The 22367-nt window shown below is 58.0% G+C and carries 22 protein-coding genes; 12 read left to right on the forward strand and 10 right to left on the reverse strand.

Features of this window, described 5'->3' with window-relative positions; genetic code table 11:
* Positions 1–178: 178 nt before the first annotated feature.
* From bcmE to mutY, 4 genes are all read right to left on the reverse strand, one after another.
* On the reverse strand, positions 179–1693 hold the full coding sequence (gene bcmE, locus RBB44_RS03815) for a thiamine pyridinylase (protein WP_306149938.1): 1515 nt from the start codon (positions 1691–1693) through the stop codon (positions 179–181).
* A 163-nt stretch (positions 1694–1856) separates the two neighbouring features.
* On the reverse strand, positions 1857–2342 hold the full coding sequence (gene bfr / locus RBB44_RS03820) for a bacterioferritin (protein WP_040451567.1): 486 nt from the start codon (positions 2340–2342) through the stop codon (positions 1857–1859).
* A gap of 247 nt (positions 2343–2589) precedes the next feature.
* The gene (locus tag RBB44_RS03825; protein WP_133948286.1) at positions 2590–3072 is read right to left on the reverse strand and encodes a fasciclin domain-containing protein; all 483 of its coding nucleotides are present in this window, start codon (positions 3070–3072) and stop codon (positions 2590–2592) included.
* Positions 3073–3291: 219 nt separating this feature from the next.
* Positions 3292–4374 (reverse strand): A/G-specific adenine glycosylase, encoded by a 1083-nt coding sequence (gene mutY / locus RBB44_RS03830; RefSeq protein ID WP_306149939.1) that lies wholly within the window; start codon positions 4372–4374, stop codon positions 3292–3294.
* Between the two features lie 262 nt (positions 4375–4636).
* On the opposite strand from mutY, the gene RBB44_RS03835 reads away from it, so the two are divergent.
* The 8 genes from RBB44_RS03835 (at position 4637) to RBB44_RS03870 (ending at position 12302) form a co-directional block, all read left to right on the forward strand.
* On the forward strand, positions 4637–5110 hold the full coding sequence (locus RBB44_RS03835) for a DUF721 domain-containing protein (RefSeq protein WP_286182844.1): 474 nt from the start codon (positions 4637–4639) through the stop codon (positions 5108–5110).
* Between the two features lie 170 nt (positions 5111–5280).
* On the forward strand, positions 5281–5916 hold the full coding sequence (locus RBB44_RS03840; RefSeq protein ID WP_209179416.1) for a thioredoxin domain-containing protein: 636 nt from the start codon (positions 5281–5283) through the stop codon (positions 5914–5916).
* Between the two features lie 87 nt (positions 5917–6003).
* Positions 6004–9462 carry a chromosome segregation protein SMC gene (gene smc / locus RBB44_RS03845; protein ID WP_306149940.1) on the forward strand — a complete coding sequence of 1153 codons (3459 nt, stop codon included), beginning with the start codon at positions 6004–6006 and terminating at the stop codon, positions 9460–9462.
* 207 nt (positions 9463–9669) lie between these two features.
* Positions 9670–10059, forward strand: a complete 390-nt coding sequence (locus RBB44_RS03850) for an AtpZ/AtpI family protein (protein ID WP_306149941.1) — start codon at positions 9670–9672, stop codon at positions 10057–10059.
* A 65-nt stretch (positions 10060–10124) separates the two neighbouring features.
* Positions 10125–10874: a F0F1 ATP synthase subunit A gene (locus RBB44_RS03855; protein ID WP_133948274.1), complete on the forward strand. Its 750-nt coding sequence runs from the start codon at positions 10125–10127 to the stop codon at positions 10872–10874.
* 85 nt (positions 10875–10959) lie between these two features.
* Positions 10960–11187, forward strand: a complete 228-nt coding sequence (locus RBB44_RS03860; RefSeq protein ID WP_008191441.1) for a F0F1 ATP synthase subunit C — start codon at positions 10960–10962, stop codon at positions 11185–11187.
* A gap of 79 nt (positions 11188–11266) precedes the next feature.
* On the forward strand, positions 11267–11812 hold the full coding sequence (locus tag RBB44_RS03865) for a F0F1 ATP synthase subunit B (RefSeq protein WP_133948272.1): 546 nt from the start codon (positions 11267–11269) through the stop codon (positions 11810–11812).
* A 10-nt stretch (positions 11813–11822) separates the two neighbouring features.
* Complete coding sequence (locus tag RBB44_RS03870) at positions 11823–12302, forward strand: ATP F0F1 synthase subunit B (protein ID WP_306149942.1); 480 nt, start codon at positions 11823–11825, stop codon at positions 12300–12302.
* A gap of 245 nt (positions 12303–12547) precedes the next feature.
* Here the strand turns inward: RBB44_RS03870 and RBB44_RS03875 are convergent, their stop codons facing one another.
* Complete coding sequence (locus RBB44_RS03875; RefSeq protein WP_306149943.1) at positions 12548–13009, reverse strand: GNAT family N-acetyltransferase; 462 nt, start codon at positions 13007–13009, stop codon at positions 12548–12550.
* 197 nt (positions 13010–13206) lie between these two features.
* On the opposite strand from RBB44_RS03875, the gene RBB44_RS03880 reads away from it, so the two are divergent.
* Positions 13207–14592 (forward strand): DUF3179 domain-containing (seleno)protein, encoded by a 1386-nt coding sequence (locus RBB44_RS03880; protein ID WP_306149944.1) that lies wholly within the window; start codon positions 13207–13209, stop codon positions 14590–14592.
* Positions 14593–14598: 6 nt separating this feature from the next.
* Here RBB44_RS03880 and RBB44_RS03885 read toward each other — a convergent pair whose 3' ends face one another.
* Both RBB44_RS03885 and RBB44_RS03890 read right to left on the reverse strand, forming a co-directional pair.
* A complete protein-coding gene (locus RBB44_RS03885) occupies positions 14599–15276 on the reverse strand; it encodes a ribonuclease HII (protein WP_371932324.1) in 678 nt (225 codons plus the stop codon).
* A 250-nt stretch (positions 15277–15526) separates the two neighbouring features.
* A complete protein-coding gene (locus RBB44_RS03890) occupies positions 15527–16591 on the reverse strand; it encodes a PA0069 family radical SAM protein (protein ID WP_306149979.1) in 1065 nt (354 codons plus the stop codon).
* A 176-nt stretch (positions 16592–16767) separates the two neighbouring features.
* Here RBB44_RS03890 and RBB44_RS03895 point away from each other — a divergent pair, with 176 nt between their 5' ends.
* A complete protein-coding gene (locus RBB44_RS03895; RefSeq protein WP_306149946.1) occupies positions 16768–17460 on the forward strand; it encodes a glycosyltransferase in 693 nt (230 codons plus the stop codon).
* Between the two features lie 334 nt (positions 17461–17794).
* On the opposite strand, the gene RBB44_RS03900 is transcribed toward RBB44_RS03895, so the two are convergent.
* The gene (locus RBB44_RS03900) at positions 17795–18853 is read right to left on the reverse strand and encodes a saccharopine dehydrogenase family protein (RefSeq protein WP_306149947.1); all 1059 of its coding nucleotides are present in this window, start codon (positions 18851–18853) and stop codon (positions 17795–17797) included.
* Between the two features lie 316 nt (positions 18854–19169).
* Here RBB44_RS03900 and RBB44_RS03905 point away from each other — a divergent pair, with 316 nt between their 5' ends.
* Positions 19170–19595 (forward strand): Lrp/AsnC family transcriptional regulator, encoded by a 426-nt coding sequence (locus RBB44_RS03905; protein WP_133948258.1) that lies wholly within the window; start codon positions 19170–19172, stop codon positions 19593–19595.
* A 271-nt stretch (positions 19596–19866) separates the two neighbouring features.
* On the opposite strand, the gene moaB is transcribed toward RBB44_RS03905, so the two are convergent.
* Both moaB and RBB44_RS03915 read right to left on the reverse strand, forming a co-directional pair.
* Positions 19867–20424, reverse strand: a complete 558-nt coding sequence (gene moaB, locus RBB44_RS03910; RefSeq protein WP_306149948.1) for a molybdenum cofactor biosynthesis protein B — start codon at positions 20422–20424, stop codon at positions 19867–19869.
* A 155-nt stretch (positions 20425–20579) separates the two neighbouring features.
* A complete protein-coding gene (locus RBB44_RS03915) occupies positions 20580–20858 on the reverse strand; it encodes a GIY-YIG nuclease family protein (RefSeq protein ID WP_306149949.1) in 279 nt (92 codons plus the stop codon).
* A 278-nt stretch (positions 20859–21136) separates the two neighbouring features.
* Here RBB44_RS03915 and RBB44_RS03920 point away from each other — a divergent pair, with 278 nt between their 5' ends.
* Positions 21137–22363, forward strand: a complete 1227-nt coding sequence (locus tag RBB44_RS03920) for a PLP-dependent aminotransferase family protein (protein ID WP_306149950.1) — start codon at positions 21137–21139, stop codon at positions 22361–22363.
* Positions 22364–22367: the final 4 nt, after the last annotated feature.

Raw genomic sequence — 22367 nt, forward strand, 5'->3', positions numbered from 1 at the left:
TCAGCAGTCATCCTCGGCCTCGTGCCGAGGATCCATTTTTCTTCAATTAGTTTTGGATGTTCGGAACAAGTCCGAACATGACGCCAGAGGAGAATTTGACTTTGTCACCAAGCAAAGGCCCCGGATTAAGTCCGGGGCCTATTTGTTGCCGGTATTCTGACGACCAGGGCCCGCGATATTAGTTGCGCATGTAGCGCTTCAACGCAGGTCCGGACTGAACCATGGTTGTTGCTTCTTCGCCCTGGACCTTCTGTGGTAGGGGCGATGCCTGGACGCAGGTGTTGCAGCCGCAGGCCGAATATCCTGGCCAGGCAGGAGGAGATTGGTTGGTCCAGGAGCCGATCCAGCCGCCTGCCGATTGACACAACGGGGTGCAGATGGACGGAGCCTGCGAGTTGTCGCCCGGAAAATCGGTGCTCTCCAGATCGCAATGGCCGCTGAAGTCGCCTAGGACAGCCGTTTGAACGGATCCGCCGAAACTGTGAAAAGCAGTCCGGTCAGTCGTCGGCATGCTGACCAGTTCCGTTGTCTTGGCATTCAGGATGTCGGACATTTGCTGGTAAAGCGGATCAACCGAGCTCAAGGCATTGAGCACACTGGTCCGTGCGGGGAAGAGATAGGACAGCTGCCCGCCAGAAGGCGCGATGGCATTCTGCATTGTCGCTTGTTCGGTCATGATGTTCGCAAGCACGAACGGCAGCGTTCCGTTGTTGGCGAGTAACGGTGAGTTGCTGTTCACGCCAGCAACATCTGCGTAAAACATGTTCGGGGAGTTGGTGTTGTCGGTCCAGGGAAACGCACGGAGTTTCAGGTTCTGCCGGGTGGCATTCGACATCTGTGACATGCTTTCAGAAAAACCGATGGACGTCCGCCCATAGCCTTCACTGAAATATCCGGCCCGGACATACTGGTCCTCAACGCCCTGCAGCGGTGGTACGGCTCCGGTCAAGGCGTTGTAATAGCTAGCGGTCTCCGCAATGCCTGCAAGAGATTGGACAATCGAGGGATCCAACTGGGTCATGGATGGCCAGTTGCCGGTGTCGAGATACCCCTTGACCATGTAATTGACGCCGATGGTCGTCTTGCCGGACATGTTCATCATGGCGCCCGACATGCCGAAGGGGACGGGGCTGATATAGATCCCGGCCGAATTGACGGTCTCAAAGTCCGAAAAGGTGGTCACACCCGCCATGCCTGAATCGCCGTTCCGGTAGAACATGATGTTCGTACAGCCCAGCATGGGCAGGGCGTACATGTCGTTGTTGGGAAGCTTCAAGGCTGTGTCGGCGTAAGGCACGAAGTCTGTCGGATTGCTAATTTGCGCCGCCGGGATCTGGGTTGTTTGGGTCTTCCAGTATTCCAGATACATTGCGTCATAGACAAAGACGTCGATCGGCGTCTGTTTGCCGCTGCCATTGGTATAGACCGGATTGGAATCGTACCCGCCGTCCCAGACATTCTCATCTGCAATCAGATAGAGCTTCTCCGTTTGCCCCGCTGACTGCCACGCCGAACAGATGGCGGACGTGAACGCGCCCATGTCCGGGACATATGGATAGACCGCCGCGGAGATACAGGTTTCACCATCTGTGCAGATCGCATCGCAGTTCTGCGCCGACGCTGCGGTCGAAAACAATGCGCCGATGACCAGTGCACTTTTCAATATGACGATATTGCGGAATTGCTGATGCATGACTTCACCTCCAGGCAGTCTCGGTGGAGGGAGTGTCTCACGATGCCGTAACGTTATGCAACTTATAATTTAGTAAATAAGAATTGCTCGCTATACCGTGTGGAGCCAACAAAAACGCGGCCCCGAACAGAGCCGCGTTCCAAAATTTGGGCTGACGGTATCCTTACTCGGCTTCGTCCGCAGAGGCTGCGTTCAGCATGCCGTAGCGCTCAACGCCGATTTTCTCCAGAAGCTCAAGCTGGGTTTCGAGGAAGTCGATGTGGCCTTCCTCGTCCTTCAGAAGTTCTTCGAAAATCGCCATGGAGACGTAATCGCCTTCTTCCCGGCAGACTTCGCGTGATTTGGAGTAGGCGGTCCGGGCGTCGTATTCACCGGCAAGATCTGCTTCCAGAACTTCTTTGATGTCCTGGCCGATGCGCAGCGGCGCGACCTTTTGCATGTTCGGCAGGCCTTCCAGGAAGATGATCCGGTCAACCAGCTTGTCCGCATGTTCCATCTCTTCGATGGATTCCTCGCGTTCCTTTTTCGCCAGTTTCGCGTAACCCCAATCGGCCAGCATGCGGTAATGCAGCCAGTACTGGTTGATCGCGCCAAGCTCCAGGAACAGAGCCTCGTTCAAACAGGCAATAACCTTTTCATTCCCTTTCATGGCCGTCACTCCTTGTAGCCGAAATTTTCTGTACTTTAGAATTATTCTACACTAGGTGTCCAGTGTCTAAATCATGTTTTTTTTCAGAAATTTGCGAGCTTTTGAATGTAGGGAGAAGTATCTGACGCACTGCCCAAAATCGGTTGATTGCAAGGCGCTGGAACAGCCTGCCGCAAAAAAGCAAAAGGCGCAGCCGGTAAAGCTGCGCCTGTTGACTTACCAGAGGAGGGGTAAGACGCCGGTGGTATTAGGAGGCCGGCAGGATCACGCTGTCGATCACGTGGATGACGCCGTTGCTTGTTTCAATGTCGGCGGTGACAACGTTTGCTTCGTCGACTTTCACGCCGTCTGTTGCGTCAACTGCAATTGTGTCGCCCTGAACAGAGGCAACATCAGCTTTCTTGCCTGCGATATCGGAAGACATCACTTTGCCCGGGACCACGTGGTAGGTCAGAACAGCGACGAGCTTGTCCTTGTTTTCCGGCTTCAGCAGGTCTTCTACAGTGCCAGCCGGCAGTTTCGCGAAGGCTTCGTCGGTCGGAGCGAAAACAGTGAAGGGACCATCGCCTTTCAAGGTGTCGACCAGGTCAGCGGCCTGAACAGCGGCAACCAGTGTGTTGAAGGTGCCTGCGCCGACAGCAGTGTCAACAATGTCTTTCTCGGCAGCTTTCGCAGCGGAAAACGGCAGAACGAGAAGTAGAGCAACTGCGAGTTTCTGGATCAATTTCATGTAGATGACTCCCTTGCTTAGGTTCAAGCCAAAGATCAGCGTTCCCGGAAATGATGTTCCGAGGGTTTAAACTTGGATGCAGTCTTTGCTTGCAACGTGAACACTTACGGGAGGGGTGAGTAAACGGATGAGGAAAAAGTCTTTCCTGACTTTTCCAAGAAAAGACGTGATCTGATCGCTGCATTGGAGCGTCGCGTGCGCCCGGGACGCGTGACAGGTTCAGTCCAGCGCCGCTGACAAAACCTTCCGCATGACTGTCGGCAGGGCTTCCTCGGAAAGCGTGTCTGGAGCGGACCACCATCCGGAGTCTTTGCCAAGCTGATCCTTGCCGGACACCGCTGTCCTGAAGACGGTTAGCTTCAAATGAAAATGGGTGAACGTGTGTTTGACCTCGCCAACGCGCTTCTGCCAGTCCGCGGCAAAGGGCGCATGGGAGAGGCTGTTGTCGGTGTCGAAGTCTTCCGACCAGACAGAACCAGGCACTTCGGTCATCCCGCCAAGCAGCCCCTCCGGCGGACGGCGGCGCAAGAACACGGCACCGCTTGTTGCGTCAACGGCGACGAAGGCCGCACCGTGCCGGGTCGGTTTTTTCGTCTTGGGGGCTTTCCGCGGCAGGGTATCCGCAAGCCCCGCGCGGTGGCCTTCGCACTCTTCCCGCCAGGGACACAGGGCACAGGCGGGTTTTTTCGGTGTGCAGATGGTCGCGCCGAGATCCATGACAGCTTGCGCAAAGTCTCCCGGCCGGGCGTCCGGTGTCAGGTCCGCCATGACAGCTTTGATTTCCGGCTTGGCCTCGGGCAGGGGCGTCTCGATCAGTTTCAGGCGCGACAGGACACGTTCGACGTTGCCATCAACAACGGCTGCATGGCGGTCGAAGGCAATCGTGGCAATGGCCGCGGCCGTATAAGGGCCGATGCCCGGCAGCTTCAAGAGATCGTCTTCCGTGTCCGGAAATCGGCCGTCATACTCGCTGGCAACGAGGTCAGCGCATTTTTTCAAGTTCCGCGCCCTGGAATAATAGCCCAGCCCCGCCCAGGCTTTCATGACGTCTTCTTCATCTGCTGCGGCCAGATCCTTGACGGTCGGCCAGGTGCTGGTGAAGGTTTCGAAATAGCTCTTCACGGCAGCAACTGTGGTTTGCTGCAGCATGACTTCCGACAGCCAGATACGGTAGGGATCCGGCACTTCGCCAAGACGCCGGTTTTCCGGGCTCACCCGCCAGGGCAGAGTGCGCGCATGCCGGTCGTACCACTCCAGTAGACTTGATGATAGAAGACTTGGTGATGGGTGGGTTTCAGCCATGGTTTGCTGCACGCCGGTATGCGCCAAGATGCTGCGGATCAACGGTGATTTGCGTCTGGATAGCTTGGGGACAATTGCGGTGATAAGCCAGCGCCAAAACGTGTGTTAAAGTAATCGTCTTCATTTTGTCTTATTCTACTGGAACACAACAGACTTCGAAAAGCGCGTCTGCGCGCCGCGCAAAAAGGTCCGGGCAGGCGTCAGGAGGTAGGCCATAACCGCGTCGAAGGCAAATCGAAAGGGTGCAAAACTGCTGGCCGATTTGGTCGGCAAGGCGATGACCCCTGCCTGCAAGAAACGCGGCTTCGCCTCCATCGATATCATTGCGTCGTGGGCCGATATCGTCGGCGAGCGCTATGGCACCCGCGTCCAGCCGGACCGGCTTATTTGGCCGCGGCAACCGGAGCTGAGTGACCCGGAACGCCCGCCGCAACCTGCAACTCTCGTGGTCCATACAGATGGCCCCACTGCGCTGATGCTGTCTCACGACAGTCCGCAGGTGATTGAGCGGATCAACACCTTTTATGGCTGGGCCGCCATTGGCCGCATCAAGATCCAGCAAAAGCCGGTCGCCGTGAAACGCTCCAGCACGCGCAAGGCGCTGCGGCCATTGACCCGGTCGGAAGAGCAGCAGCTCGATGCGAAACTCGAGACGGTCGAAAACGATCGTCTCCGGGAAGCCTTGAAGAAGCTGGGCGCGCAAGTCATCGCCCGGAACGCCGGCACGGCCGCCTAATCGCTTCTAGCCTTCACGCAGCAATAACAACACTGTGACTTTGCCTGCCAATATGTCCACGCTGGTGCCACATTTGCCAAGCTGTGTTGACGTTGAGGGCCTGAAAGGGCACATGGAACAGCAATGGCGCCGGAAGGTGCAGGACATCAATTTGTGACAGGACGATCTTCGTGACACAGACCCGCAGACAGTTTCTCAAAACCACCGCTTTGACCACGGCCGCGCTCGGGCTCGCATCTGCTGCGCCCGCATGGGCTCAGTCGGTCGACGAAGACGAGCTCCTGAAGCCGGGTCCGCTGGGGGACAAAATCCTGGGCGATGAGGCCGCACCGGTCACGATCATCGAATATGCGTCCATGACCTGTGGACACTGCGCCAATTTCCACAAGCGCACTTGGCCGGATCTGAAGAAAGACTACATCGAGACTGGCAAGGTCCGCTTTATTTTCCGGGAGTTTCCGCTCGACCCGGTTGCCTCGGCCGCCTTCATGCTGGCCCGCTGCGCGCCGCAGGAAAAATATTTCGACATTGTGGACATCATGTTCGAAGAACAGCGCGCCTGGGCGTTCACCGACAACCCGTACCAATCCCTGCTCGACTTTTCCAAACAGATCGGCTTTACACAGGAGTCCTTTGAGGAATGCTTGACAAACCAGGGTTTGCTTGACGCAGTAAACGCTGTGCGTGAGCGCGGGGCGAACGAGTTTGGGGTGAACTCGACGCCAACATTCTTCATCAACGGCGAAAAGCACTCGGGGGCGCTTTCGATTGAAGAGATGGGCAAGATCATCGAGGAAAACCTCTGATCCTGCAGCAGAGCTGCGGGCCACGCGCCTGCACCTGCAATCTGATATGATTTTGTCGGCGTCCGGACCGGAGAGGTGCGGGCGCCGATGAGGTTTTCAAAGCTCCGCATTGCCGGGTTCAAATCCTTCGTCGAGCCGATGGAATTCATCATCGGCAACGGCTTGACCGGTGTTGTCGGTCCCAACGGCTGTGGCAAGTCCAATCTCGTGGAAGCCCTCCGATGGGTGATGGGCGAGAACTCTTATAAGAACATGCGCGCGTCCGGCATGGATGACGTGATCTTTTCCGGAAGCCTCAATCGTCCGGCCCGCAACACGGCGGAAGTGACGCTGTTTTTGGAAAACAACGATCGCACGGCTCCGACCGCCTTTAACGATGCCGACCTTCTGGAAGTCAGCCGCCGCATTGAGCGGGAACAGGGCTCCAATTACAAGATCAACGCCAAGGATGTGCGGGCCCGCGATGTCCAGCTCCTGTTTGCGGACGCTTCCACGGGTGCGCGCTCACCCGCAATGGTCCGGCAGGGGCAGATTGGCGAGCTTATTGCCGCAAAACCGACATCGCGCCGCAAGATCCTGGAAGAAGCCGCTGGAATTTCCGGTCTGCATTCACGGCGCCATGAAGCGGAAATCCGCCTGCGCGGGGCCGAACAGAACCTTGAACGCTTGGAAGACGTGCTGGTGCAGATCGACAGCCAGCTCGACAATCTGAAACGCCAATCGCGTCAGGCTTCGCGCTACCGCAATCTGTCGTCGGAGATCCGCGGTGCCGAAGCTGCCATTCTTTATATCCGGTGGACAGAAGCCCGGGATGCCCTGAACTCAGCAGAAAAACAGTTCACTGAGGCGCAAAGCCAAGTCAACGAGGCGACCGGCCTGCAGGCGGAAAGTGCGCGCATTCAGGCAATCGCCGCGCACAAGTTGCCTGAGCTTCGGGAGGACGCAGCCAAAGCCGGAGCCGCGCTTCAGCGGCTCGTTATCGCCCGCAATGATTTGGATGCCGAAGAGCGGCGCATCAAGGAACGCTTGCAGGATCTGGAGCGCCGCTTGGTACAGCTGGCCGAGGATATCCGCCGCGAACAGTCCATGGTCTCGGAAAACGACGAAGTTCTGGAACGCTTGGCAGAAGAGCGCGCCGAACTTCTGGAAGAAAACGAGATGGTGCAGGACCGCACCGAAGCGGCCCGGGAAAAGGTGGCCGAGGCCGAAGACATCGTGCGCGGCAAGGAGGCAATGCTCTCCGAGCTGACGGCCGCCGAAGCGCGGGCAACGGCGGAACGCCAGCAGCTGGAACGCGCCGTAGCCGAAAGCCGCCAGCGGGCGGACCGGCTGATGTCACAGGCGCAGGAAGCTCAAACCGCACTTGGTGCCCTCATCGCGCGCATGGATGAACAAGATGGTGTGGCGGAGCACCGGGAAACGCTAGAACTTGCGAGCGAAGAACTCGCCGAGGCTGAAGCGGCCGTCGAAGAAGCAGAAGCTGCCACCGCAACGGCACGGGATCAGGAACAGGCCGCCCGATCGCCGTTGAGCGATGCCAAGGCTTTGTTGCAAGGCCTTCAGACAGAGGCCCGGACGCTTGAGCAGGTGTTGAATGTGCACAGCGAGGAGGATCACACGCCGGTTGTTGAGCAGATCACGGTTGAGACCGGGTACGAGACAGCGCTGGGCGCAGCGCTCGGCGAAGATCTGGATGCCTCTCTTGATAAGGCCGCCGCGGTCCGGTGGGGCAGTGCGCTCGGAACGGACGGCGATCCGGCTCTACCTCGAGGTGCCAAACCGCTGCTGGATGTGGTTACCGCACCCAAAGAACTCCACCGCCGATTGTCTCAGATCGGTTTGGTGTCCCAGGAAGACGGTTCACGCCTGCGATCTGATCTGAAACCTGGTCAGCGCTTGGTGAGCCGGGAAGGGGACCTCTGGCGTTGGGATGGTTTTGTTGTCGCTGCCAATGCGCCAACACCGGCAGCACAACGGTTGGCGCAGAAGAATCGCCTGGCCGAACTGGGTGACGAAATCGAGACCGCGCGTCAGGCCGTCGAACGTCACCAGCTGGATCAGGAAGCCGCTGCGAACCGGGTCCGGCAATCGGTGGAATTGGAACAAACCGCTCGCGGCAAGGTTCGCGACGGACAGCGGCAGGTCACCGCGGCGCGCGAAGCCTTGGCCGCTGCTGAGCGGTCCATTGCGCAGCTGGCTTCCCAGAAGGCGGCTGCGGAAGACCGGGCGCAGCGTCTGGGTGAAGAAGCAGAAGAAGCGCGGGCCTACTTGGAAGAAGCGCAGGAGCAGTTGGAAGCAGCTGCCGAGGCAACCGGCTACGCCGACCAAATTCGGGATCTGCAAACGGATGTTTCCTCTGCGCGGACAGCACTTGCAGAAGCGCGGGCGGTCTCGGAAGGTCTCTCCCGGGAACAACAGGTGCGCGACCGGCGCCTGGAGGCGATCGCCCGGGAATATGACAGCTGGAAGTCCCGCGCGGCCAATGCGACACAGCAAATTACGGTTTTGAGCGAACGTCGCGATGAGGCGGAAGAAGAGCGGGCTGAGCTGATCGAGGCGCCCGAAGACATCGAGATCAAACGCCGGGAGCTGTTTTCTGCGATCGCAAAAGCCGAAGACGCCAAGAAGGAAAAGGACGACCAGCTCAGCCAGGCCGAGCTTGATCTGGCCGATGTCGACCGGGCCGCAAAGCTGGCCATGGAAGGCTTGGCTGGCGCGCGCGAGCAAAAGATTCGCGCTGAGGAGCGTCTCGACGCGGCACGGGAGCGGAAAGAGACCCTTGAGCGGCGGATCGATGAGGATCTTGAAGTGCCGGTGGTCGCCCTACCGGAAATCGCCGGCCTGAAGGAAGGCGCGCCATTGCCGGATCCGGAGGCGATGGAGAAGAAGCTGGACCGGCTCAAGGCCGAACGCGAACGTTTGGGCGGGGTCAACCTGCGCGCAGAAGAAGAATTGCGCGAAATGGATGAGCAAAAGACCACTCTGACGTCTGAGCGGGACGATTTGATTGAGGCAATTCGTCGCTTGCGGACGGGGATCTCAAATCTGAACCGCGAGGCGCGGGAGCGCTTGCTCGCTTCCTTCGAAGTGGTCAATGGTCACTTCCAAAGGTTGTTCACCCACCTCTTCGGCGGCGGCACGGCAGAATTGCAGCTGGTCGATTCGGACGACCCGCTGGATGCCGGGCTTGAGATCATTGCGCGGCCTCCTGGCAAGAAGCCGCAGACCATGACCTTGCTGTCGGGCGGTGAACAGGCGCTCACCGCCATGTCATTGATTTTCGCAGTTTTTTTGACAAATCCAGCGCCGATTTGCGTGCTTGATGAGGTCGACGCACCGCTCGATGATGCCAATGTGGAGCGCTATTGCGATCTTCTGGATGAGATGGCGCGTAACACAGATACCCGCTTTGTGGTGATTACCCACAACCCGATCACCATGGCCCGCATGAACCGTTTGTTCGGTGTCACGATGGCGGAACGAGGTGTCTCGCAGCTTGTTTCGGTGGATTTGGAGACTGCTGAACGATTCCGCGAAAGTGCCTAATTTTCAGCCGAACCGCGCTCCTTCGTAAGTTTCCCATAAGACTTAGGTCATGGAAAATGTGAAGAAGGGCGAATTTGTGTTATAAATCAGATAAATAGCGGAAATCTTAGTGTTCTTGACAGGGCAATGGCCCCCGACTATGGTGCGCGCGGCTTGAGGGGGTGTCCAAAGGCTGGGTCTCACGGCTTGACGGGGGCGGGGAACGACATGAGTGGCTCTTCGCAAAACGGCAATACAGATGATCTGGACAAGGGTGCCTCCGAGGCGGATCTGTCGGAACGGCGGGACCGTCTGAACCGGAAGCTGGACGGCCAGCGCAAAGCTGAAGAAGCTGAGCGCGCGGCCAAGAAAAGCGACAATTCCGGCTACGCGCAGGCAATGAAACTCTCTTCGGAGTTCATTTCCGGTGTGGTTGTTGGAGGCGGTTTGGGATGGTTCGTTGACCAATGGTTTGGGACAAAGCCCTTTGGGTTGATCGTGTTCCTGCTGATTGGTTTCGCGGCGGGCGTTTTGAACGTGATGAGGGCTGCAGGGCGTATCGCCGAGCCAGGTCAACGGTACAAACGCGAGAGTTCTGACGACGGCGGGTCCTACTGAAGTTGTGCATCTGGGCGCCTCGCGCACCCACGAATAGAAATGATTTGAGCGAAGAAGGCTGACCGGTGGCGAACGATCCGATCTCGCAGTTCAAAATCCAGACCCTGTTTCCGATTGAAGTCGGCGGAATGGATTTCTCTTTCACCAACTCTTCGCTGTTTATGGTTGCGACCGTAGCAGCAGCTTCTGCCTTCCTGATCTTCTCCACGTCCGGCCGCGGCCTTGTGCCGAGCCGCGTGCAGTCGGTCTCGGAAATGGCTTATGAGTTTGTTGCAGGCATGCTGCGAAGCTCGGCGGGTACGGAAGGAATGCGGTTCTTCCCGCTTGTGTTCTCGCTCTTCATGTTCGTCCTTGTGGCAAACCTCTTCGGGATGTTCCCGTACTTCTTCACGGTAACCAGCCACATCATCGTGACGTTTGCGCTTGCGATGCTCGTGTTTCTTACTGTCACGATCTACGGTATCATGAAGCACGGAACCAAGTTCTTCCACCTGTTTGCACCATCAGGCGTTCCGCCGGTGTTGCTTTTGATCGTTGCACCGATCGAGGTCGTTTCCTTCCTCTCGCGTCCGATCAGTCTGTCCGTCCGTCTGTTCGCGAACATGCTGGCCGGTCACATCACCCTTAAAGTTTTCGCCGGGTTTATCGTGTCCATGAGCGCCGCTGGCGGCGTGGGCATCGTCGGCGCAATCCTTCCGCTGAGTATGACAGTCGCGATCACCGCGCTGGAGTTCCTCGTCTCGTTCCTGCAGGCCTACGTCTTCACGGTCTTGACCTGCATGTACCTCAACGACGCCCTTCATCCGTCACACTAAGCGAAACGTCTCATGCGGCGGCCCAACCCGGGCCGCTGCCTGAAGAAATCTGAAATCTGCAAAACACTACTTAGGAGCACGTGTCATGGAAGCAGAAGCAGCAAAATACATCGGCGCTGGTATCGCATGCCTCGGCATGGGTGGTGCAGCGATCGCACTCGGCACCATCTTCGGTAACTACCTGAACGGCGCTCTGCGCAACCCGACTGCAGCTGATGGCCAGTTCGGTCGTCTGGTTTTCGGCTTCGCCGTTACCGAAGCTCTGGGCATCTTCTCCCTGCTCATCGCTCTTCTCCTGCTCTTCGCTGTCTAATTCTCTTTCGTTTCAGAGAGTTTTGACGCGACTCCGGGGGCGGCGTCTGCGCCGCCCAACCGGATTTTGGAGATAGGATATGGCAGGCAACGCCGAACATAATACGGAACTCGGAATTCCGGCTGAAGAGCACGGTGCCGGCTTCCCGCCGTTCGACGCAACGACCTATTCTTCGCAGCTCCTGTGGCTGGCCATCACTTTTGGCTTTTTCTACTGGATCATGAAGAACGTCGCTGTGCCTCGGATTGCAGGCATCCTGGAAGACCGCAAGGACCGCATTGCCGGTGATCTCGGCGAGGCCAACCGCCTCAAAGATGAAACCGACGCGGCGATCGCGGCTTACGAACAGGCACTTGCTGAAGCGCGCAACAAGGCACACGGGATCGCAAGCGATACCCGCGCCAAGTTGAAGGCGGATCAGGAAGCCCGCCGGGAAAAAGCCGAAGCGGATATTGCCGAGAAGCTGAAAGCAGCTGAAGCTCATATCGCCGGTATCAAGACCGAAGCGCTGTCCCAGATTGGTGACATTGCCGGAGACACCACGTCTGCGCTCGTTGAGCAGCTGATGGGCAAGGCTCCGACAAAAACCGATCTGACCAAAGCGCTCAAGTCGGCGATGAACTGAGGAGACCGTCATGGACGCATCATTTTGGGCCCTGGTCGGTCTCGTTCTCTTCTTCGTCCTGATTGCCTACCTCAAGGTGCCGGGCATGATCGGCGGGGCGCTGGACAAGCGCGCTGACGACATCAAGAAGGAACTGGAAGAAGCACGTAAGATGCGTGAAGAAGCCCAGGAACTTCTGTCGGAATATCAGCGCAAGCGTCACGAAGCTGAAAGCGAAGCCGAAGCAATCGTTGCGGAAGCCAACGCAGAAGCCGAGCGCCTGACCGTTGAGACGAACCAGGCACTGGAAGAGATGATCGCTCGCCGTTCCAAGGCAGCGGAAGAGAAAATCGCTCAGGCCAAGACCCAGGCAATCGCCGAAGTCCGTGCCAAGGCTGCTGACATCGCTGTCGCGGCCGCTGAGGAAATTCTCTCCGCCAAGGTCAAGGACAAAGTGGCAGACGACATTCTCGCCAAGAGCATCACTCAGGTGAAGGACCAGCTGAACTAGTCTTCAGCACAATCCGGAACCAGTTCTGAAAAGCGGCCTCACCGGGCCGCTTTTTTCTTTGTCTACCGCCTGCGAATGAAACTCTATCCGCGTTTTTGTTCGCCATCCCTGCGAAGGCAGGGATCCGGTAATCTGAGCCGGTGCGGTTTGTTTCCCTTGTGGGCAGATGTGGCTTCTGAGCCCCTACCTTCGCAGGGGCGGCAGGGGTGTTTGAGCTTGCTGGCTGACCTATCGCAAAGAGGTTGCTAGGACCGGCCTTTCTCCATGACCACCAACGGTGTCCGGCCGTTTTCCATCATCTCGCCGGTCACCTGATAGCCAAGGCTTTCATATAGCCGGATGTTGCCGGAGCTCAGCTTGCCGGTAATCAGCCGGTAGGAGTGTGCAGAGGGAAACTTCTCTTCCGCTGCGATGAATAGCTGCCGGCCGATCCCCCGTCCTTGATGTTTGGGTGCCACAAACAGTCGGCCGATATGACATGTGTCGTCCTCAGCGCGAACCCGGACCGACCCGATGATGTCAGATCCCTGCCGGGCGATGAGAAAAACGTGCGTGGTGAAAGCCGACTCTGTGTCGGCGAGGGCCTCAACCATAGGGGCGATCTGCATATCACCGTTTAGCGCTGCTTCTTTGTGAAAGGCGATTTTCTGAAGTTCGAGGATTTGTTGCGCATCGCTTTTGTCTGCGACTGTGATTTCGACGTCCATTTCCCTCTCGCCGGATTGTGATCTCAAAAATTTCTGATGCGTCGTGATTCGATAAGATTGGCCACTCAAGCCATGCTCAGAACGATACGCCGCCTAGGGCAATTCACTAATGGTGATACCAAGCAAGGCGCCGGTCATGCAATGCCACCGCGGTCCAGAAGGCCGGGTTCATTGAGGTTTTCAAGAAAGGCGCCGCCATGAAGTCGTCTCATCGAGTTTTCGCACATCTCCTTATCGCAGCGCTTATACCGTTGTTGTCACTTGTTGGCAGCGGATTTGCCCAAGCCCAGGAGCGCGCGCCCCTTCCAGACTACGTGATTGAAAAATTCGGCACCCCTCCCGCGATACCGGATGGCCCGCTGTCCGAAGATCTGAAACGGGCCGTGAAAATGGCGCTTGTAGACCCGGTGACCCATGCGGGTTGGGGACGGGACCAAAGCCTGGCGCTAGCCGAGGTCGCTGCATCCAAAGATCCGCGCCTGGTCTGGATCATCAGTGATTTGATGCGGTTTGCAACCGGCCCTCAGCTGAACCAGGCCTTGAGCGAAGCCGCGTCCGAACTGTTGGGCAAACAGATCCCGCTGCGCAACAGTTGGGGCGTGGTGAGCGATCATCTCATGGCCTGGGATATTCCGGCACCTCCCGATTACCTTGCCTCCAAGCGTGAGATCTTCACAACGATCGTACCTGGCTGGGACCGGATCTTTGTCGAGGGCGATATTGATTGGCGGATGGTGTCCTGGGGCGGGGTCCTGATCGATGACCGCCCGTATGACCAGACCGACAATCAGTGCAACTGCATTCCGGCCGTGGATAATCCGGAGGTCAGCAGTGCGGAAGACGCAACCTGGCTTAAGGACAGCGATATCGTTTTCGGGATCGGCGTGAACGGTGACTACCGCGCCTATCCGAGACGGATCATGGAAGTGCGCGAGATGGTGAATGATACCCTTGGCGGCCGGACGCTGGGAATTCCCTACTGCACTTTATGTGGCGCTGCGCAGGCCTATCTGACGGATGAGCTGCCAGACGGAATTGAGCGGCCGGTTCTGAGAACCTCCGGGCTGCTCATTCGGTCCAACAAGGTGATGTATGACGTCAATACCTACTCGGTCTTCGATACGTTCCTCGGTACCGCGGTGACTGGCCCGCTTGCGGAGAAGAACCTGAAGCTAAAACAGGTCAGCGTCGTGACGACCGATTGGGGTACGTGGAAGAAGGCGCATCCGGAAACAACCGTATTGGTGGAAGCGCTTGCGCTTGGCCGGGACTTCGATTTCCGCAATGGCCGGGATGCGAATGGACCTATCTTCCCGATCGGCGATGTCGATCCCCGGCTGCCCGTGCATGAGGACATCATCGGGATAGTCACGGCGTCTGGACAGCCGGTCGCCTTTCAGCGCAGCAAGGCCTTTGCCGTACTCAAGCAGGGGACAGAGATCCGCGTTGAGAACGTTCGTCTGGAACTGGATGCCGGTGGTATCCGGGCCGTTGGCGAGGACGGAGCGGATCTCGGCAGCCATGAGGCGTTTTGGTTCGCGTGGTCTCAGTTTTACCCTAAAACAGATCTCTGGGACGGTTGACAAACCCTATCCGGGAACTCTGGCGGCCAGCCGGACGGGCTTGAAGCTCATCCGGTGGTGCGACGTTGGCCCCAGGGTATCCAAGGCCGCTTGGTGTGCTGGAACGCCGTATCCCTTGTGCTGGGCAAAGCCGTAGCCGGGAAACTCGGTTTCTAAGGCGACCATCATGCGATCTCGCAGAACTTTGGCAACGATGGAGGCTGCGGCGACACACAGGCAGCGGCCATCGCCCTTGATCAGCGCCTGCCCAGGCTGCGTGAGGCCAGGGGGGATGTCGCGGCCGTCGATGAGAACGTATTGCGGCACTTTCGGTAGTCCGTTCACCGCCCGCACCATGGCGCTCAGCGTCGCCGTCCGGATGTTCAATCGGTCAATGGTGGCAGGGGAGGCACTCGCCGCGCAAACCCAGCTGGTTTTGAGGATTTCAACGAACAATGATTCTCGTTTGGCCTCAGTCAGCTTTTTTGAATCGTTCAGTCCGGCCGGCACATTTTTGTAGTCCAGGATAACCGCCGCCGTTACCACAGGACCCGCCCAAGGCCCGCGACCGGCCTCATCAACCCCGCACAACAAACCGCCAAAGAACCTGGCGTGTTTTATCTCGGTTCTGAGGTCGGGACTGTCCGAGAAGCTGAGGTCGAAAAGGGAGGGTGTTTTGTTCATGGGCGCAGAATGTGGGGCCAAATCCAACAAATCAAGCAAGCTTTGCCCAAGCCTATCTATTGGGCGGCTACAGAGGGCGGGGAAATCCAGCTTCTGGGTTCCATGCCTGCTTCACTGCTGTCATCCCCGACGCAGCAATGCGGAGATCGGGGATCCAATCGTTTCTAGAGCATTTGAAAGAGTCTAACGAAGCAGCGGCGCGTGGAGCGGTGAGTAGATCCCGGCTCGGAGGCCGGGATGACAGCAGAGAGCTGGGCCTCCTTTTATCCCCTCAGAACAAGTCCAGCTGCACCCCGCCTTTCTGCGGCTGGATAAAATGCTCGGTGGACAGCTTTTTCCTGCGCAAATTCAGGCCCAACCGTTTGGCCGCCAACGAGAAGCGTTTGGCAATCTGGTCGGCATAGGGGCCACGCCCGCGCATGCGCTCGCCCCATTTGGCGTCGTAGTCCTTGCCGCCGCGCATGGAGCGGATCAGGTTCATCACATGGCGGTAGCGATCCGGGCGTTCGCGCAAAAGCCAATCGCGAAAGAGCTCTGACACTTCCAGAGGCAGGCGCAGCAGAATAAAGGCCGCTTCGCTGGCCCCGTGCTCAGCAGCTGCCTCCAAAAGGGTCTCAATTTCACTGTCTGTCAGCGCAGGTATGATGGGGGCCATCATGACGGAGGTCGGAATGCCAGCCTCGTTCAAGGCTTTGACCGCTGCGAGACGCTTGTGCGGCGCGGATGCGCGGGGTTCCATGGCGCGGCACAGCTTTTTGTCGAGCGTCGTGATCGACAAGGCCACCTTGACCAGATTGCGCTCGGCCATCCGCGACAGAATGTCGATGTCCCGAGTTACGAGCGCCGACTTGGTGACGATGGCGACCGGGTGGCCGCAGGCCTCCAGCACGTCCAGGATCTCCGGCATCAGCTTGTAGCTGCGTTCCATCGGCTGGTAGGGATCGGTGTTGGTACCGATGGCGATGACCTTGGGCTGATACCCCGGCTTGGAGAGCTCCCGCTCAAGAAGCGCGGCGGCGTTGGGTTTGGCAAAAAGCCGGGTTTCAAAGTCCAGCCCGGGTGAGAGGCCCATAAACGCGTGGCTGGGCCTCGCAAAACAGTAGATGCAGCCATGCTCGCAGCCGCGATAAGGATTGATCGAGCGATCGAAGGAGATGTCCGGTGACTCGTTGCGGGTGATGATCGTCCGCGCGCGTTCTTCCTGCACCTCTGTCTTGAGAGGTGGCAATTGATCGAGGCTGTCCCAACCGTCGTCAAAGGCTTCTTTCGATAAGGGTTCGAACCGCCCCGAGCGGTTCGTTGCGGCCGCACGCCCCCGGCGCCGGTCGGCCGCCATATGGCTCAGATCCGCCGTATCGGGCGCCAATTGAGCAGAACCAGAAGAATTTGGGGGTGCAAGTGTCATAGACTGCCGACTCTTTATGAGAACAATACAAGAACATTATCTAGAATCGGGCGCCGAACAAGCCCCTTCTCTCGCACTTTCGAAAATTTCATGTCATAGAAAGGGTCATGATTAGTGTCATAATTCCGACTGAAAACGCAGAACTCGACCTTGTTCACGCACTGGCTGCCTTGGTGCCGGCCGCCGCCGAGGGCGTTGTTCGGGAAGTTGTCGTTGTGGACGGCGGATCGACCGATAACACGGCGATGGTCGCCGATGCGGCAGGCTGCACGTTTGTGACGCGCAAAGGGCCCCGCAGCGAGCGCCTCGCATATGGCGCAAGTGTTGCCAAACGCGGCGACTGGCTGTTGTTCCTGCAGCCTGAAACTCTTCTGGAAAGCGGTTGGCATCACGAAGCGCAGGCGTTCATCGAGCGGGCGGGGCGCACTCCGAAAGGGCCAAAGACGGCTGCAGCTTTCCGCTTGCGGTACGAGGCTTTCGGGCTTGGTCCCAGATTGTCGGAAAAGGCAGCTTCTGTGCGCAGCCAGCTGCTTGGCATGCCCTACGGCAATCAGGGCCTTCTGATCTCCCGCCAGTTCTACGAAAAGCTTGGTGGCCACCGGCCGTTGCCGGAAATGGAAGATCTTGACCTTGCAAAACGCATCGGTCGCAGCCGGATGGTGTTTTTGCGCGCGGCAGCCGTATCCGCGGGTGAGCCGGGCGCAGCTGGCTATGCCACCGGCCTGCGTCAGGCTCTGGCGCGCTTTGCCGTCGGTACCCTTCGTGTTCCAACAAGCCTTGCGGTCAAGCTGCACGGGTAGTCGGCAGCCAGTGCAGTTCGCTTCAGACTTGCGAATTCCACTATAACATCGGCGCCGTCCCGGTCCCCGAACCGGGAGCGAAGATGCTTCGTGTTTGATCCCGGATCTCCGCGTTGCTTCGTACGGGAAGGCACCTCGATCGCGTTGCAGTTCTGATTACAGTGAAGCAAGGTTTCCTAACACAGTAGAAAGCAGACAAATGTTGCCATCCCTGCGAAAGCAGGGATCCAGTATTCTGCGGCCTAAGGTTTTTTCTGCGCTGGCGGTGGTGATTACTGGGCCCCTGCCTGCGCAGGGGCGGCCACGTTGAAGAAGGGCTTTGGTCTGGGTAGACTTACGCCGCGTAGAGCGAACCGGTGCGGGTTTTCAGAAACGCATCCAGCGGAATGTCTTCCTGCTTCAGGAAACCGGTTGCCGGCAAGGCGCCGTCCCGGACCATCTCGATGACTGCAACGACAGAGGCTGATGTGGTCCAGGCAATCGCCGTGCGGATCTGGCCGCCGATCTCAATCGGCTTGTAAGCCCGCACGAATTCCTCCCGGCGCGGGCGGCCGTCGATGGTGCCTTCCGAGGCCACATGCACATAGACGACATCATTGTCGGTTGGTGGTTTGGCGTGCACCAGAATTTCTCCGGCTTCCTGACGGCGCTCACGCATGAGGAGCTCGTGGAAGAAGAAGTTCATCAGTTCGGCATGGCCAGGATAGCGCATGGTCTTGTAGTCGATGTTGGCGACCTTGCCCAAATAGGTCTCGCACATGGTGCCAAGTCCGCCGGAGGTGGTGAAGGCTTCCAGCTTCATGCCGTCGATGTAGATCGTTTCCAGCCACTCCATCGGCGAGACCCACTTGCGTACGCCATCCTCGATCACCTCACAGTCGTTGAGGTACTCGTTAACGACCCCATCCGGGGACCAGTTGAAGGCATAGCCCATCAGCCCGGTCGGGTTTTGCGGCAGCGCGCCGACGCGCATCCGGCAAGACCGGCAGTCGTCGAAGTCGCCTATCTGTTTCGCGCCAACAATGCCAACAAACCCGGGCGCCAGACCGCATTGCGGGGCCATGAGACCCTTGGCGGTTTCGCTCATCTCGATGATCGCCTTGGTGGTTGGCACATCCTCCGTCAGATCAAAATAATGGATCCCGGTCGCATGAGCTGCCGTGGCCACACCGACATTGAGCTGATAGGGCAGGCAGGAGAGGACGGCATCGACGCCCTTGAACATCTGCAGCAGGCCATCATAGGCTTTCAAGTCTGCAGACTGTACTGAAAACGGCAGGTCTTCGCGGGGCGCATGCTGGTCATAGGCATGAACCTCGAAGCCGGAGTCGTGCAACAGCCGAGCCGCCAAAGCGCCGACCTTACCCAATCCGAGCACTGCTATTTTCTTCATGAATTTCCCCCTTGGCTGATGACTGGTTTCCCCAGACAGGACCGGTTCAGTCACCACAGCAATCGACATTCCGCTTCCCGCCAGGAAGCTGTTGGACCGCATTAAGCCGTGAGTCTGTGTCAACCAAAATGTCAAAAAATCTTACAAAACGGGAGTTTTATGGCAAAATGATAACTGGAGACGAGGCGCCGCCCCGGCCACGAGCCGGTGCCGGTTTCGTTTCGGCTCTGGTCCCGGATCTCCGTTGCACTGTGTCCGGGACAGCACATGGACGGGCCCTTGATGCTGGCCGAAGACAACAAATGAGATAGTAATCATGGATGACCTGGATCACCGCCTGCTTCATCTCTTGACGCGCGATGCCAGAGCTTCTGTCACGGATTTGGCGGCAGCACTTCAAGTATCGCGAGGGACGGTGCAGAACCGGATCGACCGCCTCTTGCATCAGAAGGTCATACACCGGTTCACCGTTGAGCTCGGACAATCGGAAGAGGACCACCAGATCAGCGCCTTCACGTTGATCCGGCTGAAGGCGGACGATGGCCGGGCAACGCAAGCCGCGCTCCGGCGGATCGATGCGATCACCGACATTCATACGCTCAGCGGTGCGTTTGATTTGGTCGCCGAGCTTCGTGTCCGCTCACTGAAGATTCTCGATCAGACTCTTGACCAAATCCGGGCCTTGCCGGAGGTGGCGGAAACCCAAAGTCACATCCGTTTGGCCTCCGCGGGCAAGCGCTAACCGTTACAGCCCGAAGGTAACTAGCTTGGCCATCCCTGCGTGGGCAGGGATACAGTATTCTGGGGGCTTTGCGGTTATATCCGCGCTGGCGGCGGTGGGTACTTGGCCCTGCCTGCGCAGGGGCGGCCGAGTGGACAAAGGGCGAATTCTTGTTTCTTGAAACCTGCTGCTGTCCCGGCCTTGAGCCGGGACCTCTGGCCGGTCATGCCCCTAGATCGTGGATATTCGCCCCGTTGCCTTGAGAACGGCGCTTCAGTCGCAGTCGGTGGCCTCAGGCTTCCTGCAATTTGCCGCGCTTCAGATGCTCGTCAAGCCGCGGCATGATTTCCACGAAATTGCACGGCATGTGGCGGTAGTCGAGCTGCCACTTCAAGATGCCGTCCCAGGCGTCCTTGCAGGCGCCGGGCGAGCCGGGCAGGACGAAGATATAGGTGGCTCCGGCCACACCGCCAGTTGCCCGGGACTGGATGGTGGACGTGCCGATCTTGTCATAGGAAATCCGGTGAAAGACCTCTGAGAACCCGTCCATTTTCTTCTCAAAGAGCGGTTCCATCGCCTCGGGCGTGACGTCCCGGCCGGTAAAACCCGTACCGCCGGTGGAGATGATCACGTCGACGCCGTCCCTTGAAATCCAGTCCTTGGCAATCGCCTGGATCGCGGGCACGTCGTCTTGAACGATCTTGCGGTCGGCCAGTGTGTGCCCTGCCTTTTCCAACCGATCCACCAGCGTGTTTCCGGACCTGTCGTCCTCCGGCTTCCGCGTGTCGGACACGGTCAACACGGCCATGTTCAGCGGAATGAATGGACGGCTTTCATCAAGACGGGACATTTTAGGCTCCTGTTTGATGAAAGACATAGGTGATTACCAAAGCCTGTGCCAGAGGAACGGACCGGCTGCGTCCCGCCTCCACGAATATTACATCGGCTGGAATAAGATGACCTGAGAGTAGGCCCCGGGTCTCGCTGTGCTCGCCCGGGGTGACATTATTGGCTATTCAAGAGGTCTTTCCATCCGGGGTTTTCTGTTTCAATCAGCTGAATTTTCCAAGCCCTTCGCCATTTCTTTAGGCGCTTTTCCTGGGCGATTGCCTCGTCGATGCTTTCGAACTGTGCAGCATAAACGAGCCTCGTTACGGCGTGTTTAGTGGTGAAGCCGGAGCCAGTTCCCTGTTTGTGTTCAAAAACACGCCGTGCGAGATCGTTGGTAACGCCGACATAAAGCGTTCCGTTCAATCGGCTTGCAAGGATGTAAACGTAGTACATCCTCTATCTTTGGTGGATGGTAAGTGACTCGGCAACCCTGACGTCACCCCGGGCGAACTTGTGAGACCCGGGGCCTACTCGCCTTTCCGCAGGTAAGCGGATCGGAAAGCGCGCGGAGATCGGGGTCAGAAGATAATTCAGATTTGAGCAGATCAGCCCTTCGCAGATTTTTTGAAATAAAATTACAAAAAATAACAAGATTAAGACACTTGCATTCAAAATAGGTCAGTATTATTGACTTAATTAATTCACGTCACAAGAAACCAAATGAGCCAAGCATGATGACCTGGGACGCCGTATTGGCGACGCGCGCAAAGCGCATGAGTGCATCTGAAATCCGCGAGCTTCTGAAACTCCTGGACCAGCCGGATATCATCTCCTTTGCCGGCGGCATTCCCGACCCGGCGCTGTTTCCGGCGGACGCGTTCCGGACGGCCTATGCGGATGCCCTGAGCGGTGATGGGGCCGCTGCCGGTCTGCAATATTCGGTCAGCGAGGGCAGTTTGCGTCTGCGCCGGTGGCTTGTTGGAGAAATGGCAAAGCTTGGCGTTTCATGCGGCCCGGAAAACATCCTGATCACTTCGGGTTCGCAGCAGGCGCTCGATTTCCTCGGAAAACTGTTTTTGTCTGCAAATGACACTGCCCTGGTTGGCTGGCCGACCTATCTGGGGGCCTTGCAGGCCTTCAATGCCTACGAGCCGAATTACGACCGGCTGGACCCGATGACCAACCGATACTCAGAAGACTACCGAAAAACCGCAGAGGAGCGCGGTGGCAAGGTCAAGTTTGCGTATCTGTCGCCGGACTTTGCCAACCCGACGGGGGAAACGCTCGATGAAGCAGGCCGCCAGCGGTTGCTTGGACTTGCTGACGAGTTGGACTGCGCGGTCATCGAGGATGGCGCGTATCAGAGCCTGCGGTATGACGGCACGCCGGTCCCTGCCGTTCTCGCGCTAGACTGTGCCCGGTCCGGCGGTATTGAAAACACCCGGACGCTCTATTGTGGCAGCTTTTCAAAAACACTGTCTCCCGGTCTGCGGCTTGGCTGGGTTTGTGCTGCAAAAGATGTGATCTCCCGTCTGGTGCTCTTGAAGCAGGCAGGCGATCTGCACTCTTCAAGCCTTAATCAGGAAGCCATGGCGCGCGTTGCCGAAACCGTCTTTGACGCGCAAGTCGACAAGGTGCGCGCTGCCTATCGGGCGCGCCGGGATGCCATGCTGGCCGCACTTGAAACCCATATGCCGGAAGGGACCCGTTGGACCCGGCCTGAGGGTGGCATGTTCGTCTGGGTCGAGCTGCCGGAAGGCACGGACGCGGCAGGCCTGCTCAAACAAGCCGTCGAAACGGCCAAGATCGCCTTTGTTCCGGGCAAGGCGTTTTTCGCAGATGGAAGCGGTAGCAACACATTAAGACTCAGCTTTTCAGCTACGACGCCAGAAAAGATCACCGAGGGCATTTCCCGTCTTGGTGCCTTGATTTCGAAGACTGTCACACCCGCGCTGTAATAAG

The organism is Roseibium sp. MMSF_3247, from assembly GCF_030733765.1.
Classification (GTDB): Bacteria; Pseudomonadota; Alphaproteobacteria; order Rhizobiales; family Stappiaceae; genus Roseibium.

Bases quoted from the DNA above. Each gene is read 5' to 3' on its own strand.
- bcmE (WP_306149938.1), bottom strand. From the start codon at position 1,693: ATGCATCAGCAATTCCGCAATATCGTCATATTGAAAAGTGCACTGGTC.
- bfr (WP_040451567.1), bottom strand. From the start codon at position 2,342: ATGAAAGGGAATGAAAAGGTTATTGCCTGTTTGAACGAGGCTCTGTTC.
- RBB44_RS03825 (WP_133948286.1), bottom strand. From the start codon at position 3,072: ATGAAATTGATCCAGAAACTCGCAGTTGCTCTACTTCTCGTTCTGCCG.
- mutY (WP_306149939.1), bottom strand. From the start codon at position 4,374: ATGGCTGAAACCCACCCATCACCAAGTCTTCTATCATCAAGTCTACTG.
- smc (WP_306149940.1), top strand. From the start codon at position 6,004: ATGAGGTTTTCAAAGCTCCGCATTGCCGGGTTCAAATCCTTCGTCGAG.
- RBB44_RS03850 (WP_306149941.1), top strand. From the start codon at position 9,670: ATGAGTGGCTCTTCGCAAAACGGCAATACAGATGATCTGGACAAGGGT.
- RBB44_RS03860 (WP_008191441.1), top strand. From the start codon at position 10,960: ATGGAAGCAGAAGCAGCAAAATACATCGGCGCTGGTATCGCATGCCTC.
- RBB44_RS03865 (WP_133948272.1), top strand. From the start codon at position 11,267: ATGGCAGGCAACGCCGAACATAATACGGAACTCGGAATTCCGGCTGAA.
- RBB44_RS03870 (WP_306149942.1), top strand. From the start codon at position 11,823: ATGGACGCATCATTTTGGGCCCTGGTCGGTCTCGTTCTCTTCTTCGTC.
- RBB44_RS03875 (WP_306149943.1), bottom strand. From the start codon at position 13,009: ATGGACGTCGAAATCACAGTCGCAGACAAAAGCGATGCGCAACAAATC.
- RBB44_RS03880 (WP_306149944.1), top strand. From the start codon at position 13,207: ATGAAGTCGTCTCATCGAGTTTTCGCACATCTCCTTATCGCAGCGCTT.
- RBB44_RS03890 (WP_306149979.1), bottom strand. From the start codon at position 16,591: ATGGCGGCCGACCGGCGCCGGGGGCGTGCGGCCGCAACGAACCGCTCG.
- RBB44_RS03895 (WP_306149946.1), top strand. From the start codon at position 16,768: ATGATTAGTGTCATAATTCCGACTGAAAACGCAGAACTCGACCTTGTT.
- RBB44_RS03900 (WP_306149947.1), bottom strand. From the start codon at position 18,853: ATGAAGAAAATAGCAGTGCTCGGATTGGGTAAGGTCGGCGCTTTGGCG.
- RBB44_RS03905 (WP_133948258.1), top strand. From the start codon at position 19,170: ATGGATGACCTGGATCACCGCCTGCTTCATCTCTTGACGCGCGATGCC.
- moaB (WP_306149948.1), bottom strand. From the start codon at position 20,424: ATGTCCCGTCTTGATGAAAGCCGTCCATTCATTCCGCTGAACATGGCC.
- RBB44_RS03915 (WP_306149949.1), bottom strand. From the start codon at position 20,858: ATGTACTACGTTTACATCCTTGCAAGCCGATTGAACGGAACGCTTTAT.
- RBB44_RS03920 (WP_306149950.1), top strand. From the start codon at position 21,137: ATGATGACCTGGGACGCCGTATTGGCGACGCGCGCAAAGCGCATGAGT.